The organism is Lancefieldella parvula DSM 20469 (assembly GCF_000024225.1).
Lineage (GTDB): Bacteria > Actinomycetota > Coriobacteriia > Coriobacteriales > Atopobiaceae > Lancefieldella > Lancefieldella parvula.
Genome location: NC_013203.1, coordinates 138,217 through 153,690 on the forward strand (window position 1 = coordinate 138,217; position 15,474 = coordinate 153,690).

Here is a 15,474-nt window from a genome sequence, read left to right on the forward strand (position 1 = left end):
TGATCAAACCTGCGCGACTACGCAAAGCAAGGTTTGGTATAACCCGCATGCGTTTGTATGTGGGTTTAGCGGCATGGCGGGAGACTGTGTGTTTATTAACAGAGTTGCAGCTCAATTACTGAGTGCACCCGAGTTAGAGAAGCTGAAGCGGGAGCTTTCATGTGGATCAGATGCCACACTGTCCCTCTCGCAAAGCGCTCGTCCGCTAATGTTGGCCGCGCTCTGGTCGCAGAACCCTCGTCCCTGCTTGTTGGTTGTTGCGGGAGAGGACGCCGCAGATCGTACAGCACGTTCGCTTGCTGCGTGGCTGGGTAACGACGCTGTGTTACGTTATCCCAACCGTAAGGATTATCCCTGGTCAGATGCCACTCCAGATGACGCCATCATTGGAGCTAGGTGTCGCGCTATCGCCAAGCTTTCCGCTGGCGAGAAGGTCATTGTAGTTGCAAGTGCCCATGCGCTGATGCGCAGAGTTCCCCCTGTTGGTTCAGGCTATTTTCTTCCTGCAACGTTTACTGTTGGCGACGACGTTCCTTTTGAGGACGTAGCCTCACTGCTTGTGGGCATGGGATACGCTGATACGGGCGAGGTAGATGCGCCAGGCACCTTCCACATTCACGGCGATACGGTTGATATCTTCCCAGCTCAAGCTACAAGTCCTGTACGCATTGAGTTCTTCGGAGACGAGATTGATCGCATCAGGCGCATGGTGGCAGCTACCGGTCAGACCATTGGTGCCATTGATGAGGTCACCGTTGCCCCAGCTAGAGAGCTTGCATTTACTAAAGAGGCTATTCGTCGTGCAGAGGAAGCACTTTATACGCGTGCACAAGAAAACTCTGCAATTGCTGCTGACCTGGAACTTATTCAGCGCGGAGCTCAGGCTCCTGCGCTTGAGCGTTATTTGCCTGTGCTGTATGGAGGCACTGCCAGCCCGCTTGAGCATATTTCTTCAGAAACATTGGTAGTTCTTGCAGAGCCTCGTTCGTTGTTTGATGACTGCCAGCGTGCCTTTGACGAGATTTCTTCATCTGCAGCAGCATCAAAAGTGAAACTAGATGGCCTGTATACAGATCCAAAGGCTATGGACTTTGGCTCGCAGCAACGCCTGTCTTTCTCGTCACTTTTACGCACGGGTGCTGCGGTAACGTCGGAGCTTTCTGTGGTACAGCCGTCTATTGCGGGATCAGACACAAAGCTTTTGGGTCGCGTGAGGCAGCTGGTGCAAGACCGCGACGCGGTGGTGTTTGCGGTTCCAGATCGCGCAGCTCGTGAGCATCTTAAGTTGCTTTTCTCGGACGAGTCCATTCCGTTTGAGGAGTCGTTAGGAACGTCGCTTGAAAATGAACCAGACCAAAACGGTGTCTATGTGCCACTTAAGCGAGGTCGTGTCACATTTACCGACGCACCCGTTCCTGCAGGAATCATCATTCCAACAGCCAATCTATCAGTGCTTTCTGTCTCAGATCTGACGGCAAGGAGCGCTCGCAATAAGAAGCGTTCCAAGCGCATTGACCCCACAACAGTGACGTTCCCGTTTAAGCCGGGCGATTACGTTGTTCATGCAACGCATGGTATTGCACACTTTACGGCCATTGTGCGCCAAGAAGTCGCAGGTAGAGAACGTGATTATTTTCTTCTTGAATACGCCAATGACGATAAACTCTATGTGCCTCTGGAGCAAGTTGACCGCATTACGCGCTATGTGGGACCTGACGGTAACAATCCGCGCTTGACCAGGCTTAACACGGCAGATTGGTCGCGTGCTACTAACAAGGCAAGAAAGTCTGCCAAAAAGTTGGCATTTGACCTGGTAGACCTCTACACACGTCGCGCTTCGGTGCCGGGTTATGCGTTCTCACTGGATACTCCTGCTCAGGAAGAGATGGAGTCTAGTTTTCCGTATCAGTTAACGCCAGACCAAGAAAGTGCTGTTGCAGACATTAAGCTGGACATGGAAGCGCGTAAGCCTATGGATCGATTGCTTTGCGGTGACGTGGGCTTTGGAAAGACAGAGGTGGCGCTTCGAGCTGCGTTTAAGGCGTGTCAGGATGCTCGTCAGGTCATGATTTTGTGCCCAACAACTATTTTGGCGCAGCAGCACTACGAGACGTTCTTCTCGCGATTTGCTCCGTTTGATTTGAAGGTAAGTGTACTTTCGCGTTTTGTTACACCTGCTCAGCAGCGAAAGGCGCTTGAGGGATTTGCAGACGGAACCATAGATGTGCTGGTAGGAACACACAGACTGCTCTCCGCAGACGTAAATCCTCACGACTTGGGTCTTGTTATTATCGACGAGGAGCAGCGCTTTGGTGTGCAGCACAAAGAGCAACTCAAGAACATGCGCGAGCAGGTAGACGTGCTGACGCTTTCGGCAACACCTATTCCGCGTACTATGCAGATGGCCATGAGTGGTGTGCGCGACATGAGCCTGATTCTGACGCCGCCGCCTGGTAGAAAGCCTGTTCAGGTGACGGTTGGCGAGTACAACCCAGATCTTGTTTCCGCAGCAATTAGAAGTGAGCTGGAGCGAGAAGGTCAGGTGTACTACGTGTCCAATCGCGTGACTACTATTGATGAGGCGGTGGCTCGCGTAGAAGAGGCTGCACCAGAGGCTCGCGTGGGCGTGGCTCACGGCCAAATGAGCGCTCGCGAGGTAGAAAACGTCATGCTTGCCTTCCAGGAGCACGAGATTGATGTTTTGGTAGCCACAACCATCATCGAGTCCGGTATTGATAACTCGCATACCAACACGTTGATTATCGAGGACTCACAACGTCTGGGATTGGCTCAGTTGTACCAGCTTAAAGGTCGTGTTGGCCGTGGTAGACAACAGGCGTACGCGTACTTCATGTTCCCGGCAGAGCTGCCGTTGACTGAAGAGGCAACCGAGCGTCTGACTGCAATCAACGAGTTCCAGGATTTGGGTAGCGGCATGCGTATTGCCATGCGCGATCTGGAGATTAGAGGTGCCGGCTCTCTTATGGGCGCTGAGCAACACGGAAATCTTTCCAGTGTTGGCTTTGATCTCTTTACACAGATGCTGGGCGAGGCGGTTGCTGAGGCTCGTGGTGAGTCTGCAGAGTTAGAGCAGACTGAAGTAACTATCAATCTGCCTGCAGATTTCTTCCTTGATGAGGACTATCTGCCAGAAGTTGACCGACGTGTTTTGGTGTATCGTCGTCTTGCCGCAGCTACAGAGCTTTCCGATATAGACGCTCTTCAGCAAGATACCGAGAATAGCTTTGGAGCCCTGCCTCTTGCGGGTAAGAACTTGTTTGATCGTGCTCGTGTGCGCATTCGTGCGCAGCGTTTGGGCGCAACGTCAGTAAGCCTAACAAATGGACGACTGGTATATTTGGGTGTAGAAATTCCTCGCGAACAAGCCCTTAAGTTGAAGGGTCGCGGTGCTATTGTGTATCCAAAGTCGCATAAGCTGGCATATCCGTTCCACCGAAATGAAGAGCAGCTGATGCCCGCCGCCCTAGGAGTTCTTGAAGAACTTGGCGGCGACGACGAGGTTGAGGAGTAAACATGAGCCAAACAGCGGGTCAGATGTCACAGAGTGCCACGAGCTCCGCACATAACACTGCGAGCACTATGCAGAGCGCCATGAGCGACGGTGACGCAATCTTTACCGCACCACACCTCAAGTGGGGTGTTATTGGCTGCGGAGTCATTGCAAACCAGATGGCAGAGGCGCTGGCTTCGGTTGGTAGAACCATCGACGGCGTAGCTAACAGGACGCAGGAAAAGGCCGTTGCGTTTGCTCAAAAACACCACGTCAAGCGTGTGTATGACAGTATCGACGATCTTCTCGCCAGCGACGAAATTGACGCAGTGTACCTGACCACACCTCATAACACGCACATCATCTACCTGCGCAAAGCACTTCAGGCGGGTAAGCACGTTCTGTGCGAGAAGTCTATTACGCTCAACTCCGCTGAGTTGCTTGAGGCAGAAGAACTTGCACGTCAAAATGGCGTTCAGTTGATGGATGCCTGTACCATTTTGCACATGCCTCTCTACAAAGAGCTGGTTGGTCGCGTGGAGGCGGGCGAGTTTGGCCCAGTCAATCTGATTCAAGAAAATTTTGGTAGCTACAAAGAGTTTGACATGGAGAACCGATTCTTCAATCCTAAGCTTGCTGGTGGCGCCCTTTTGGATATTGGCGTGTATTCGCTGACACTGGCTCGTCTTTTCTTGAAGAGTCAGCCTCATGACGTGCTCTCCATGATGAATCCAGCTCCTACTGGCGTTGATCAGACGGACGGCATTTTGCTGAGAAATGCCGAGGGTCAGATGGTTGTTCTGGCGCTGACACTTCATTCTAAGCAGCCAAAGCGCGCCATGATTTCCGCTGATAAGGCCTTCATTGAGATTATGGAGTACCCACGCGCGGACGTTGCTACCATTACCTGGACTGACGATGGCAAGCAGGAGAAAGTTCATGTTGGGCGCACGGCCGATGCTCTGGCATACGTGCTGGCTGACCTGGAAGCTGCTGTTGCGGGAGATGCTTCTGCCCAGGCGCAACTTGAGGTCTCAAAGGACGTTATGGAGCTCATGACTAGCCTGCGCAATGACTGGAATTTCCTGTACCCCGAGGAGCAATAAGTTATATGACATCTAATGAGAAGATCGCCCAGTTAGCGACTGTAGTTGATGAAGAAACAAAGGCCCGTCCAGGCGCGCCTCAGACGCATCCTGAGTTTGATCGCTTGGTTCGAACCATTTGGCGTCTTCGTCAGGAGGACGGCTGCCCTTGGGATAAGGAGCAGACGCATCAGTCTATCTCAAAGAATATGATTGAGGAGGCCTATGAAGCGGTCGAGGCTATTGCTGAGGGCTCTCCAGAGCATCTTGAGGAAGAGCTTGGTGATGTGCTTGAGCAGGTAGTTCTTCACTCGCAGATTGAGGCGGACGGTGGCGTGGATAGCGCGGGCGAGGGCGACCGCGCGGCAGGCTTTAACATCGACGACGTGTGTCGAGCACTCAACCAGAAGTTGGTACGCAGGCATCCGCATGTATTTGGGCCAGAAGCTGGCTCAACGTCGTCTGCTGCGGCCGTCTTGGACGTATGGGAGAGCGTCAAGGCTGAGGAGCGTGCCAGCGCGGAAGATACCGTGCACACCGAGGGTCTTCTCGACTCGGTACCGCAGTCTTTACCTGCACTGATGCAAGCACAAAAGATCTCAAAGCGCGCCGCAAAGATGGGCTTTGAGTGGGAGTCTGTTGCTGACGTCTGGGATAAGGTTGCTGAGGAGCGTGCGGAGTTTGAAGCTGAAGCCCCAGGTACACAGCAGAAAATGGACGAGTTTGGTGACATTTTGTTTGCGTTGATAAACGTTGCTCGTTGGGAGGGTATTGACGCAGAAGAAGCGCTGATGAGTGCCTGTAGAAAGTTCCGCGCTCGTTGGTCATACATGGAGAAAGTTGCTGCTGAAAAAGGTTTTTCTCTTGACGAGAAACCCGAGCTACAAGAAGATTTGTGGCAAGAAGCTAAACGTTATCTTAATGTGTAAACGAGCTATATCAGTCACGTCACAAGATGCACAATTTGCCGCGGAGGCAATAGCTTCTATTCGGTGAAACGATGAAATTCTAAACTGAGGCAGGGCTAGCGGCGCTGCCTCTGCCATAATACAGATGTTGCAATTTGTTGCGACGCATCACCAAACAAACCAGAAATGAGATCCGTGATGAGTCAAGACACCACTAAAAAGAGTGGTACAAAAAGAAAAACAACGCCCACCAAGCGTTCCGTTGAACCTCTTAAAGAGACTACCGCGGAGCGTCCTTCTGGTGCTGTTAAAATATCTCCAACTAAAAAAGCCGAGAAACCCCAGGTAGATAAGAAGTCTCAATCTGGCCAGAAGTCTGTTGAGTCCAAAAAGACTAAGACAACTTTAAAAGCTGCTTCGTCCCAGGAAAATCATAAGGATGTCAAGCCCACAAGAAGCGCTCGAGCTCAGAAATCTGAGCGTGGTCAGAGGTCTGAAGGAATCCAAAAACCGCATTTTAGCGTAGCTTCTTTGGTTGAGATTAAAGACAAGGCATTGGATTTTGCACGTAATCATACCAAGCTTGTTACTTTTCTCGGCATTGTAATTTTTTTGATTGTAGGCTTGTATTCACCTGTTCGCGGTTATTACCATGCTGTCCGCGAGCATGATGAGCTGCTGTTTAATCAGCAGAAACTTGAGGAAGAGACTAAGCGCCTTCTGCAAGATGTTCAAAGGCTGCAGACAAAAGAAGGCATTATAGATGAGGCTCATAAGCAGGGCATGGTCTCTAAGGATGAGGAATCTGCGCGCGTAGAAGGTCTTGAGAAAAAGAAGGACGAGAATACCGTTCAGCATCCTGATTATCCTTGGTATATCAAGGTGGGAGATTTTATTTTTGGTTTCTCGCCAGAAAATTCTGGTAATACCGAGGCTCCTAAGAGCGCAAACTCTGATGACCCTACATCTGCACCTGCTCCAGGAGAGTCTCATGAGCAGAAAAACTCCGGAGAGAGTGGTTCTTCTGAGGGATCTGGTGGCGACAGTTCAAAGCCCGAAAATGGAAACTCACACTAATGCTTCTAGCTGCAATTGATATTGGTACTGTGACTGCTCGACTTGCACTTGCGCAGGTTGAGGACGGTCGCGTTATCCGCATGGCTAAATATACACAGATTGTTAACTTGGGCGAGGGTGTTGACAAGGCAAAGCGTCTGCTACCAGAGGCAATTCATCGTTGTGTTGGTTGCGTTTCTTCTTACGTCGACCACGCTAAAAAAGAGGGCGCCGAGGCTGTTGTATGTACGCTCACAAGCGCTGCTCGCGATGCAGAAAATGCTCCTGACTTGGGAATGGGTCTAGCCTCGCTGGGGCTTGAGCCCATGATTATTCCGGGCGAGATTGAGGGAGCTCTCACATTTTTGGGTGTCTCTCACGATTTTGAGAATCATCGCATTCTTGTTGCTGATAGTGGCGGCGGCTCAACTGAACTGGTTGTTGGTACGCTTGTAGGGCAGTCTGTGGCTCAGGGTACAAATCAGCAGCTTGAGGACCAGCAGCTTGACGGCCAGCAGCTTGACATCAATTTTGTTGAGTCTGTTGACCTTGGCTGCAGACGTCTGACCGAGCGTTTTAACTTGTCGTCAGATCATCTTTCGGCTGAAGACATTGACGGAGCCCACCAAATGGCAGATCAGATGATGTCTGAAGCTATCAGCCGAGCTCAAAAGCAGTGTGCAGTACCTGAACTTTTGGTTGGCGTAGGTGGAACCGCAACAAGCCTCATTGCTATTAGGGACCATCTTGATCCGTACGATCCATCAAAGGTGCACCTTAATCACATTTCGCTCGATGAGGTATCACAGATAGAAGGGCTTCTCGCCAGCAAAACACTTAAGGAGCGAGAAGATATAACGGGATTGCAAGCAAAACGTGCGCCCGTTATGCTTGCGGGTACTATTTTGCTTGCAGAATTGATGAAAAGTTCTGGATTTAAGCACTTGGTGGTAAGCGAGAGTGACCTACTTTTTGGTCTCGTGGTAACCGCATCTGCCGTTTACCAGGGAAAGCAGTCGCCTGTGATTTGGAAGCCAATTTTGCGCCCACTGAATGAAAAGTAGTGGCATAATAACTAAACATATCCGGGGGCGTGGCGGAATTGGCAGACGCAGGGGACTTAAAATCCCTCGACTTCGGTCTTGCGGGTTCGAGTCCCGCCGCCCCTACCATTTTTACTGCTGAATAAACAGCATAGTTCCTTCGCATAGAAATTTAATTTAGACGTGTAGCTCCTATTCTGTTCTTGTACAGAAACTTGTATACTACTTGTCCTGTATCTAACGTATGCACGACTAATTTTCATTCATTTCGGAGGACCTATGTCATTTGAGACAGGAGTTTTTCCGGTTTTAGTTTCTGAGGATGAAGCTGTAGAGTCACTGCCTCCACAGGTTAGGGGAGGGCTCAATGCGTCATCTGCTACGCCTCTTCATGTTCAGCTGTCAGATTTAATGCGCGTTAAAATACTGTCAGAAGACTGGAAGGCAGGAACGTATATTCCTTCTGAGGCCGAATTTATGGCGCAGTATGGTGTTAGTCGAGGCACTATCAGAAAAGCCATTCAATCTCTGGTTAAAGAAGGTTTGCTGCTTACTCAAAAGGGTCGAGCAACACAAGTTATTTCTAACACCGTTCGACATGCAGCAGGAAATACCGTGCTTTCATTTGCCGCAGCGCTTAGAGATGGTGGATTTGAATATCGAACCGAAGTCTTGTTTAAGCAGGTGGTTCCTGCAGATCAAGCTGTTGCCGAGCATCTAGAGATTCCCATCGGCTCTGACGTGCTCTTTTTGCGTCGTGTCAGGAGCGTTTCGGATAGACCTGTGGTATGCCAGGAATCATGGTCTAACCTGCTTGTTTGTCCACAGCTCGAAGAGGCGGACTTTGAGAATGAGTCGCTCTTTGATGCAGTTGAAAGAATATCCAAAAAAGAAATTGCACGTTCTCGCATGCGCTATCAGTCGCAAATTGCGGATAAAGACCACGCAGATTACCTGCAGTGTTCTCCAAATGAGGCTTTGCTTGTACTTGAGCAGGTAATTGAGCTGTCCGACGGCAACTGCATTGAGTGGAGCCAGACTTGGCTTGCTCCACACCAGAGTGTTGTTGGTGTATCAGAGCAGGTAGATGGCTCTATTGGACCTCTGGACATTTCTTCGGTCCGCCAGTCAGAGCACTCTACCTCCAATATTGTTGCTTTAAAAAATGATATCAAACAGCGCACGCAGCTTGAACTTGATTTGCGTCACGAAGCACTGTCAGTACGTCGAGGCATCGTTGAGCTGGCGCATCGCTACAGTTCAACGCCATTTCACATTGGCGGTGCATGTTCTGTAGCAGACATAGTCTCCGTACTCTTGAGTAAGGTTATGCAGGTAGGAAATAGGGATTGCGAGTGGGAACTCAGAGACCGCCTGATTCTGTCCAAGGCTCATACGTCGCTGGCGCTATTCCCAGCACTTCTACGTGCAGGAATGATCTCCCAAGAGGATATTGATCGCGGAGTTTTTGGACCTGATGCCGTCCTTTTTAAACATCCTCTGCGAGATTCTCAACGTGGTTTTGAAATCTCTGGTGGCAGTCTTGGCATGGGCCTGGGCTACGCCGCTGGGCTAGGGTTAAGTTTTCGCAGGAAAGATCTTCCTTCTCGCGTTTTTTGTATTTTGGGCGACGGTGAGTGCGATGAGGGTTCCATTTGGGAGAGTGCAGCGTTTATCGGTCACAACCAGCTCTCCAACGTGACGGTGATTGTTGATCAGAATCGTATGCAGCTGGATGGCCCTTGCGCGTCCATTTTGGATACCGGATCAATTGCAAGAAAGTTTGATGCGTTTGGCTTTGAATCCATTGAGGTAGATGGTCATGATGTGCTTGCATTGTACGACGCGCTGAAAGAGAAAGCTTCCAAGCCTCGCGTGATTATTGCACACACCATTAAAGGTAAAGGGTTCTCGTTTGCCGAGAATAACGTCTCGTTCCATGATGCATGTGTGACGGATGACCTCTATGAACAGGCATTGTCTGATCTGAAAGTTGCAGAGGAGGCGTGTTCATGCTAGATACATCTTCGAAGCCAGCATGCATTTCAGCTGAAGAGTCACAGATGCTTGCAGATATGAATACAAAAGAAGTCTTTGGCTGGGTTATGGGTAAACTTGCTGAAGATGATGAGCTGCTAACTGTTGCTGTGGCTGACTATGGTCGTCGTTTGAATTTGGACCGTTTCCGAGAGCTTCGGCCAGAGGGATACATTCAGTGTGGCATTGCGGAACAAAATCTTATTGAAGTGGCCTCTGCCTGCGCAAATGAGGGTTTTCACGTCTTTGCGCCGTGTTATGCCACGTTTGTAACTTCACGAACGCTTGATCAGATTCGCATTAACCTTGGTATGATGAAGTCGCCTGTGATGCTTGTGGGCGTTGCTGCTGGCTGCGAATCAGCAACTACAGGACCTTCTCACATGGCTTTGGAGGATATTGCGGTTACCAGGACTATTCCGGGACTGTCTGTATTTAATCCGTGTGATAATGCGCAGCTTGCTGCAACACTTATGGAGCTTGCAAAGAATCCGCGACCAGCTTACGTACGCATGACCTCGTGCGATGGTGTTAATCTGCATCCAAACGGTTACGTTTTTGATGCATCTGGTGTCGAGAAACTCTTTGAGTCGCCACGCGTGGAGGGTGCAAGTGGTGTGGCGGGAGCGTCTGAGTTAGAGGACGCTGTCCAGCTGAGGCGCGTGAGCGTTCTTGCGACAGGCGCGATAACCAGCCGAGTTGTTGAGGCTGCTCAAAGGGTTGCAGATCAGATTACTACAGCACGAACAAACATTAAGGTTTACGGTGTGTCAAGCATCAAGCCTCTTGACACTTCGTTGACACAAATTTGTCAGTATTCTGACGTGGTTATTACCGTTGAAGAGCACAGTATTTTGGGTGGATTTGGTAGCGCGGTTGTCGAGCAAATTAGCGCTTCAGGTACATGTCCACAGGTAATACGTGTGGGTATGCCCGATAAGTACCTTGAAGCAGACGTTCACCACAATATTCTTGCACGCGCTGGACTATCGGTTGAGAGTCTACAAGAGGTTTTTATCGCCAATTGTTAAATAAAAACCCAAGGAAGCATTTGCTGCCCTGGGTTTTGTGCTCTATGGTGCCCCCAACGGGAATCGAACCCGTATTGCCGCCTTGAAAGGGCGATGTCCTAACCGTTAGACGATGGGGACGCGAAGAAAAAGTATAGCAAAGATGATGCAGATTTCTAGGGCTAAACGAAGTGTTTTTGAGCATTCATTTATTCTTCGTTTTCCCACCAGTCTAGTCCGGCTTTAAACGCGTAGTCGCGAGCACTTTGAATTACGCCGGGAACTGACTCTGCCCACGAAATAAATTCTGGTACGTCAGCGATAATTGCTTCAGCTTCGTGAACAGCTATAACGTTCTCGGCAAAAGTATCAGGCGTAAAGTTGACTCGACATGGAATGTAGAGATCAACAAAAGAAGGTCTGAGCAGCGCATATGCTGCGCCCTCGCCAAGGTTAATAAAGCCTTTAAGCGCACGTTTTGCTGCGGACATGCGATTTAACTTGAAGAATAGCAGCGTAAATGCTAAGCGGATCCAGGCGTTTGATTGATATCCGCAGCTTTCATCAAGTTTGCGGAGCCCCTCTTCGTCCTCTAAGCGAGCAAGAACATATGCCAAGGTAAAACGTGCACCGAGTAAATCTGTTGGCGAGAAAAACAAAAGGTCTTCACAGGCCTTTTTGGAGAGTTTGAAGCAAGCGCAGTCAGTTGCTACTTGAGCAATTTGTGCGTACAGTCGCAAGAGTGGACGGGCTTCAGCAAAACTCCAAGCATCTCCTTGTTCTTGCTTTGCTTGTTCCAGTTTTGGTCTAAAAATAGGGTCAAATTCTTTTTGCAGTTCAAGCAAGTCGTTGAGGATTGCCGCAGGATGATTGTTGGATATTTGAGCGAGAATTCGCTGGGATTCCAGATTGATACTTGTGCTAGAAAGAGCTGGATTTTCAATAATATTCGTTATTTGATTATGCAAGAAGTTAAGCAGATCCATGCGGCTTGAAAAGAAGTCGGCATCGGAATCAATCTCTTTAGTAATTTCAGTCTGATACTTGCCAATTGCATTGGCATATTGAGCAAAAGCTTTTTCTTCTTCGTCAGCAATAAAGTCTTCAGGAGAAGCCTCTACTGCAAGTTTCAGCTCATAGCGTGCAGCTTCAGAGAAAATATTTTTTTCTTGTGCACATTTGGCTACCAGGCGGTCTACCTGTTCACTGAACATATCGTTAGCGGAATGCTTAATCACTCGGTATCACCGCCTGAGTGAGGATTATTTGGTCCGTCAATATGTGGTCCGCTTGGACGTGGGCTACCAGGGAAGCTAGGGTCGCTGGGAGCGGCGCCTCCAGCAAGTGGGCCGTCAGGGAACGAATCGGTAGAAGCAAGCAAGGCATTTGCCTGCATCTGCAGCTCTTTTTCTGCAAGCTCAACGGTCTTAGGGTCTCTTGCGCGAACCTGATCTGCAATCCAACGTCCAAGAACACCGCGTCCTATTAGGTCATTTCCTTCTTGCAGTAATACAGTTGCTTCTGCAATGGCAATGATGAGCTCGTCTTCGGAGTAGGGGAGCACGTTAAGGCGGGAGAACTCTCCTTCGGGCAAGTCTTTCTGAACAAAACAACAAAGTGTTGCCTCTGGATAGCGTTCTATCAACAGGTCAAGATAGTGTTCTGCTTTAACCAGCTCATGCTTCTTGAAGTGTATGGACAGGTGAGCTAATAAAGTCCACGGATCATCTGCCCTGCGAGGAGGATCAAGCTTGCGATACTTATCTATGAGTTTTTTGAGCGCGTCTTCGTCCTCGAGTTTTGCGTACGCGAGCGCAAGCGTAAAACGAGCATCGGCTGCGTCTGCAGGGTCAAGTTCTAGGAGTTTCTCGCCATATGTGATGGCATCTTTGTTGCGACCACAGATAAGTGCACGAGAAGAAAGTGCTGCCAGCCAACGTTTATAAGGGTTGATAGCCAAACGCTGGGCAAGTCCTGCTTGCTCGACGGGGAGCCCCTGTGATGATTCCTGCGCTTTTTGGTAGCATGCGGCTTCAACCTCGGGGAGTTTCTCTACAAGGAACTGGTAGTAGGCGTCAAAAAGCTTGCTATTTGAGGCATAAAGCATACGCTGGGCATCAAAACAGTTTGAATCCAGTTGTATTGCCTGGTTGAGGAGGTGTTTTCCCTGTTCGATAAGGGTCTGTGCCTGAGATTCTTCGACAAAAGGCAGGCGATAATCAACAATCTCAGCTGCTTGCGCAACCAGATTGAACGCGCGGTCTTCGTCAGTTTGGGGGAGAGAATTGCGATCGTTAGAGAATCGCCAGTTGAAGTCCTTCATTAGCATGGCAATGCTACCTTCGTCGCTGACTTGCGTGCGAGCGAAGCGGAGGATAAGCCGCTGATAGTCTTCTTTTACTGGATCAAACGCCACAAAATTCCTTTCTCTTTTACGTAATGATATAGCAGGTTATTGAGGTGTGCGGTTCAACTCCGTGAGCGTCGTAAGAAGATTGTGAACGGCAGTTGGAAACGTTTGGAGTGAACGGGTTTCTCGCTAGAAGAGTGTATAAATTTTGAATGATATTGCATAAAATGGCACATTTATTTTTGTACAGGTATCCAGAAATGAGATAGAATAGAAATGTTGAGAAGAAATAATTGCGAAGAATGGCTTCGCTAGCCACTTAGGGAAGTGGCACATAGTTAAGGAGAGGTTTTATGGGACGTTTTACTAATCCGCGCGATCTGTATTTTGGCGAGGGCGCTCGTCACGAGGTTAAGAACCTCAAGGGCAAGAGAGCAGTTATCGTTTCTGGCGGCAGCTCTATGCGTCGCGGCGGCTTCCTTGATGATGTTGAGAATGATCTCAAGTCCGCAGGTTTTGAGGTTGCTCACATTGAGGGTGTCGAGTCCGATCCTTCTGTCGAGACCGTTATGAACGGTGCTGCTAAGATGTCTGAGTTCCAGCCAGACTGGATCATTGCTATTGGCGGCGGCTCTCCAATCGACGCAGCTAAGGCTATGTGGATTAAGTACGAGTATCCAGAGACCACGTTTGAGGACATGTGCAAGGTCTTCGGTCTTCCTGAGCTCCGTACCAAGGCTCACTTCTGCGCAATTTCTTCTACTTCCGGTACCGCAACTGAGGTAACCGCATTCTCCATCATTACTGATTACCAGAAGGGCGTTAAGTACCCAATTGCTGACTTCCAGATTACCCCTGACGTTGCAATTGTTGACCCTGAGCTCACTTACGGCATGCCTGTTAAGCTTGTTGCTCATACTGGTATGGACGCACTGACTCATGCTATTGAGGCATATGTTTCTACCGCTGCTTCTATGTACACTGACGGCGATGCTCTCCACGCAATTCGTGAGATTGTCGAGTGGCTGCCAAAGTCTTATGCAGGTGAGAAAGAGGGACGTCAGCACATGCACGACGCACAGTGCCTTGCTGGCATTGCATTCTCCTCTGGTCTTCTGGGTATCGTTCACTCCATGGCTCACAAGACCGGCGCTGCATTCTCCGGCGGTCACATCATCCACGGTTGTGCAAACGCTATGTACTTGGGCAAAGTCATTCAGTTCAACGCTCGTGATGAGCGCGCAAAGGCTCGCTATGCATTTATTGCTAAGGAGATCCTGCACCTTGAGGGCAACACTGAAGATGAGCTTGTAGAGGCACTTGTCCAGAAGATCCGCGACATCAACGATGCTCTTAACATCCCACAGGGTATTAAGAATTATGGCGAGGGTGGAACCAAGTCCGAGACCTCCATCATTGACGAGAAAGAGTTCTTCGAGAAGGCTCCAGAGGTTGCTCGCCTTGCTATTGAGGATGCTTGCACCCTTTCCAACCCACGCAAGCCTACCCAGGAGGAGATGGAGCAGCTGCTTAAGTGCGTCTACTTCGATCTTCCTGTCGAGTTCTAAGATTTATCTTAGATATTTAGCTTCACTAAAAGCCTGGTAGCAATGAGTTGCCAGGCTTTTTATGTGCAGGTGTGGATGCGAGCGCAAGTAAGCATTATGGGAACAATTGTTTAAACTTGGATAAGAGCTCACTTAAAACCAGATAGTAAAGCTAAATGGTTAAAACTAGATAGTTACATCTTTTACATTTTACTTGCCGTACAATAGAAGGGTAAGAAAGTTAATAATCGCGTGGCACAGAAGGAGAAAATCGTGGAAATCAACGGCCTTATCGACCATACAAATTTGAAGCAAAACGCAACTGCTGAGGACATTAAGAAACTTTGTGCCGAAGCAAAACAGTATAAGTTTGCAACTGTCGCTATCAATTCTTGCTGGGTTTCTTTAGCTCACGCCGAGCTCGAGGGCTCTGGAGTTGGTATTACTTCCTGTGTCGGTTTCCCTCTGGGCGCAGCTTCAACTGCGGCTAAGGTCGCTGAGGCTAAGCAGAGTGTTGCCGACGGTACCACCGAGATTGATATGGTCATCAATGGTGGTCATCTGGTCGCGGGTGATGACGACTATGTTATCTCTGATATCAAAGCTGTTGTAGAGGCTGCAGGCTCTGTTCCCGTTAAGGTAATCCTTGAGTGCTGCTTGCTTGATGACGAGCAGATTGTTCGTGCCTGCAAGGATTGTATGGCTGCTGGAGCTGCTTTTGTTAAGACGAGCACTGGCTTTAGCACAGGTGGAGCAACTGTTCACGATGTTGCTCTAATGAAGCAAACTGTTGGTGATACCTGCAAGGTCAAAGCTGCCGGTGGTATTCACAATAAAGCTGATGCTGAGGCAATGGTTGCGGCTGGCGCTGATCGTTTGGGATGCTCCAGCGGAATTGCTATTGTCACCGAGTAGTTTGCTGGACCG

Annotated in this window: 11 protein-coding genes and 2 tRNA genes; 10 read left to right on the forward strand and 3 right to left on the reverse strand. The window is 49.4% G+C overall.

Translation table 11 applies throughout. The features are described 5' to 3' along the window. The first annotated feature begins 88 nt into the window (after positions 1–88). The 8 genes from mfd (at position 89) to APAR_RS00690 (ending at position 10,671) form a co-directional block, all read left to right on the forward strand. A complete protein-coding gene (gene mfd / locus APAR_RS00650) occupies positions 89–3,532 on the forward strand; it encodes a transcription-repair coupling factor (protein ID WP_012808220.1) in 3,444 nt (1,147 codons plus the stop codon). Between the two features lie 2 nt (positions 3,533–3,534). Then, positions 3,535–4,617 carry a Gfo/Idh/MocA family protein gene (locus tag APAR_RS00655; RefSeq protein ID WP_012808221.1) on the forward strand — a complete coding sequence of 361 codons (1,083 nt, stop codon included), beginning with the start codon at positions 3,535–3,537 and terminating at the stop codon, positions 4,615–4,617. A 5-nt stretch (positions 4,618–4,622) separates the two neighbouring features. Next, the gene (mazG, locus tag APAR_RS00660) at positions 4,623–5,525 is read left to right on the forward strand and encodes a nucleoside triphosphate pyrophosphohydrolase (RefSeq protein WP_012808222.1); all 903 of its coding nucleotides are present in this window, start codon (positions 4,623–4,625) and stop codon (positions 5,523–5,525) included. Between the two features lie 177 nt (positions 5,526–5,702). Then, positions 5,703–6,581, forward strand: coding sequence for an FtsB family cell division protein (locus tag APAR_RS07065; RefSeq protein WP_012808223.1), 879 nt, complete (start codon positions 5,703–5,705; stop codon positions 6,579–6,581). Continuing rightward, complete coding sequence (locus APAR_RS00670; protein ID WP_012808224.1) at positions 6,581–7,624, forward strand: Ppx/GppA phosphatase family protein; 1,044 nt, start codon at positions 6,581–6,583, stop codon at positions 7,622–7,624. Before APAR_RS07065 ends, APAR_RS00670 begins: the two co-directional genes overlap by 1 nt. 23 nt (positions 7,625–7,647) lie before the next feature. Next, positions 7,648–7,732, forward strand: a tRNA-Leu gene (locus APAR_RS00675). 150 nt (positions 7,733–7,882) lie between these two features. Continuing rightward, positions 7,883–9,622, forward strand: a complete 1,740-nt coding sequence (locus tag APAR_RS07070) for a UTRA domain-containing protein (RefSeq protein ID WP_012808225.1) — start codon at positions 7,883–7,885, stop codon at positions 9,620–9,622. Then, positions 9,616–10,671 carry a transketolase family protein gene (locus APAR_RS00690; RefSeq protein WP_012808226.1) on the forward strand — a complete coding sequence of 352 codons (1,056 nt, stop codon included), beginning with the start codon at positions 9,616–9,618 and terminating at the stop codon, positions 10,669–10,671. Before APAR_RS07070 ends, APAR_RS00690 begins: the two co-directional genes overlap by 7 nt. 45 nt (positions 10,672–10,716) lie before the next feature. Here APAR_RS00690 and APAR_RS00695 read toward each other — a convergent pair. The 3 genes from APAR_RS00695 to APAR_RS00705 all read right to left on the reverse strand — a co-directional run bounded on the left by APAR_RS00695 (position 10,717) and on the right by APAR_RS00705 (position 13,066). Further along, positions 10,717–10,791, reverse strand: a tRNA-Glu gene (locus APAR_RS00695). A gap of 68 nt (positions 10,792–10,859) precedes the next feature. Next, complete coding sequence (locus APAR_RS00700) at positions 10,860–11,888, reverse strand: hypothetical protein (RefSeq protein ID WP_012808227.1); 1,029 nt, start codon at positions 11,886–11,888, stop codon at positions 10,860–10,862. Then, entirely contained in the window at positions 11,885–13,066 is a 1,182-nt protein-coding gene (locus tag APAR_RS00705; RefSeq protein WP_012808228.1) for a tetratricopeptide repeat protein, read from the reverse strand. Before APAR_RS00705 ends, APAR_RS00700 begins: the two co-directional genes overlap by 4 nt. Positions 13,067–13,353: 287 nt before the next feature. On the opposite strand from APAR_RS00705, the gene APAR_RS00710 reads away from it, so the two are divergent. Together APAR_RS00710 and deoC are read left to right on the forward strand one after the other, a co-directional pair. Continuing rightward, the gene (locus APAR_RS00710) at positions 13,354–14,568 is read left to right on the forward strand and encodes an iron-containing alcohol dehydrogenase (RefSeq protein WP_012808229.1); all 1,215 of its coding nucleotides are present in this window, start codon (positions 13,354–13,356) and stop codon (positions 14,566–14,568) included. Between the two features lie 252 nt (positions 14,569–14,820). Then, on the forward strand, positions 14,821–15,462 hold the full coding sequence (gene deoC / locus APAR_RS00715; protein WP_012808230.1) for a deoxyribose-phosphate aldolase: 642 nt from the start codon (positions 14,821–14,823) through the stop codon (positions 15,460–15,462). Positions 15,463–15,474 lie beyond the last annotated feature (12 nt).